Here is a 3,113-nt window from a genome sequence, read left to right on the forward strand (position 1 = left end):
GGCGTTCGACTGGCGGAAGTCGATTTCCAGCCCGAGCGCCTCGCCCGCCGTACGGCAGCGCTGCTCGACGTCGGCCAGCGTTTCCGCGCCGTAGATATGGGGCTCGCGTGTGCCCAACAAATTCAGGCTGCGCCTGCGCGCCCAGCTCCTGGCGAAGCTGCGCGAGATTGCGCCCCATCGCGAGCTGGCGGCCGTGCTCGTCGATCACCTTGAAGTTCATGAACAGGTGCGCGGGCAGCGTTTCCAGCTTGAAGTCGGCCGTTTTCATCGCGATTTGCGTTTCACCCCGCACGTCGGCGATCAGCGCCTCGACGAGCCCGCCCGCGCCGAAGCGCTCGCGGCCCATCCGCTCGACGAAGCCGGCCGCGTACTCGGGCAGCGGCACGCAATGCCGGCGCAGCTTCTGCGGCAGCGACTTCAGCAGCAACTGCACCTTTTCCTTCAGCATCCCCGGCACGAGCCACTCGCAGCGGCGCGCATCGACCTGGTTCAGCGCATACAGCGGCACCGCGAGCGTCACGCCGTCGCGCGGCGTGCCGGGCTCGAAGTGATACGTGAGCGCCATCTCGACGCCGGCCATCGTCGCCCGCTTCGGGAACAGCTCGGTCGTCACGCCGGCCGCCTCGTGGCGCATCAGGTCGTCGCGCGACAGGTACAGCAGCCGCAGCTTGTCCTCGGGCTGGCCGCCCTTCTTCACCTCGTCGCGATACCAGCGCTCGAACGCGGCGCCCGTGTGAATCCCTTCCGGAATCGCCTGATCGTAGTACGCGTAGATCAGCTCGTCGTCGACCAGCACGTCCTGCCGGCGCGACTTGTGCTCGAGCTGCTCGATGTCGGCGAGCAGCTTGCGGTTGTGCGCGAAGAACGCGAGCTTCGTGTCGAATTCGCCCTCGACCAGCGCGCCGCGGATGAACAGCTCGCGCGCCCGCGCCGGATCCTGCTTGCCGAACGCGACGCGCCGGCGGTGGTAGATCGGCAGCCCGTACAGCGTCGCGCGCTCGTACGCGCTGACCTGCGCCGGGCGCTTTTCCCAGTGCGGCTCCGACAGCGATTTCTTCAGCAGGTGCGCGCCGATCTTCTCGACCCATTCGGGCTCGATCTTCGCGAGGCAGCGCGCGTACAGCCGGCTCGTCTCGACGAGCTCGGCCGCCATCACCCAGCGGCCGGCCTTCTTCGCGAGCACGGAGCCCGGCCACAGGTAGAACTTGATCCCGCGCGCGCCGAGATAGTGCGGATCGTCGTCGGCCTTCAGGCCGAGGTTGCCGAGCAGGCCCGTCAACAGGGCCAGATGGACCTGTTCGTAGGTCGCCTCGACTTCGTTCAGCCGCCAGCCGTGCTCGCGCACGACGGTCAGCAGCTGCGAATGGACGTCGCGCCACTCGCGCAGCCGCAGGTGCGACAGGAAGTTCTGCCGGCACGCGTCGACCAGCTGGCGGTTCGACTTCTTGTGCGCGACCGCCTCTTCGAACCACGCCCAGATCTTCAGCCACTGCAGGAATTCGGAGCGCTCGTCGGCGAACCGGCGGTGCGCCTGGTCGGCCTGCTCCTGCGCTTCGATCGGGCGGTCGCGCGGGTCCTGCACGGACAGCGCGCTCGCGATGATCAGCACCTCGCGCAGCGACTGCTGGTCGCGCGCGGCGAGAATCATCCGGCCGACGCGCGGGTCGAGCGGCAGCCGCGCGAGTTCGCGACCGAGCGGCGTCAGCGCGTTGTCGTCGTCGACCGCGCCGAGCTCGTTGAGCAACTGGTAGCCGTCCGCGATCGCGCGACCGGGCGGCGGCTCGAGGAACGGGAACGATTCGATCGCCGTCAGGTGCAGCGACTTCATCCGCAGGATCACCGACGCGAGCGACGAGCGCAGGATTTCCGGATCGGTGAAGCGCGCGCGCGCCTGGTAATCGCTTTCCTCGTACAAGCGGATGCAGACACCGTCGGCCACGCGGCCGCAACGGCCCGCGCGCTGGTTCGCGGCCGCCTGCGAGATCGACTCGACCTGCAGCTGCTCGACCTTGTTCCGGTACGAATAGCGCTTCACGCGCGCGAGACCGGTGTCGACGACGTAGCGGATGCCCGGCACCGTCAGCGAGGTTTCGGCCACGTTGGTCGCGAGCACGATCCGGCGCGTGTTCGACGCCTTGAACACCTTGTCCTGGTCGGCCGCCGAGAGCCGCGCGAACAGCGGCAGGATCTCGGTGTGCGGCGGATGATGCTTGCGCAGCGCCTCGGCCGCTTCGCGGATCTCGCGCTCGCCGGGCAGGAACACCAGCACGTCGCCGGGGCCTTCGCGGCACAGCTCGTCGACCGCGTCGACGATTGCGTCCATCAGGTCGCGCTCGGCTTCGCGCGCGGTCTTCACGCGGTCGCGGCCGCCCGTGCCTTCGGCGTGCTTGACTGCCGGGCGATCCTCGGCCACCGGCCGGTAGCGCATCTCGACCGGATACAGCCGCCCACTCACCTCGATCACGGGCGCCGGGCGCTCGTCGGTGCCGAAATGGCGCGCGAAGCGATCGGCATCGATCGTCGCGGACGTGACGATCAGCTTCAGGTCCGGCCGCCTCGGCAGGATTTCCTTCAGGTAGCCGAGCAGGAAGTCGATGTTCAGGCTGCGCTCGTGCGCCTCGTCGATGATCAGCGTGTCGTACGCCTTCAGCAACGGGTCGGTCTGCGTCTCGGCGAGCAGGATCCCGTCCGTCATCAGCTTCACGGACGCGCCCGGCGCGAGATTGTCGGTAAAGCGCACCTTGTAGCCGACCACTTCGCCGAACGGCGTGCCGAGCTCCTCGGCGATCCGCCGGCCGGTGGACGACGCGGCGAGGCGGCGCGGCTGCGTATGGCCGATCAGGCCCGTGCCGCCGGCGCCAAGGCCGCGGCCGAGATCGAGACAGATCTTCGGCAGCTGCGTGGTCTTGCCCGAGCCGGTTTCGCCGCAGACGATGACAACCTGATGACCGGCGATCGCGCGCGCGATTTCGTCGCGCTTGCCCGACACCGGCAGGCTTTCGGGGTACGTGATCGGCGGGACCGGGTTCGGTGCGACGACCGCGCGCGGCGGACGCTCGCGGCGCGGCGCGCGCTCGCCCGTCGCAGCGGACGCATCCTTCGCGGCCGGCTGG

1 protein-coding gene and 1 pseudogene are annotated in these 3,113 nt (G+C 69.2%); both read right to left on the reverse strand.

Annotated elements, in window-relative coordinates:
- Window positions 1-168: type II 3-dehydroquinate dehydratase (locus G3N98_RS40430; protein ID WP_206151083.1), on the reverse strand; the 168-nt coding region annotated here is incomplete at its 3' end.
- Window positions 128-3,113 (reverse strand): annotated as a pseudogene (gene hrpA / locus G3N98_RS38860) (ATP-dependent RNA helicase HrpA); the annotation flags it as partial. The gene G3N98_RS40430 and the pseudogene hrpA, both read right to left, overlap by 41 nt.

The sequence above is a fragment of the Burkholderia sp. Tr-20390 genome, from assembly GCF_017104595.1.
GTDB lineage: Bacteria > Pseudomonadota > Gammaproteobacteria > Burkholderiales > Burkholderiaceae > Burkholderia.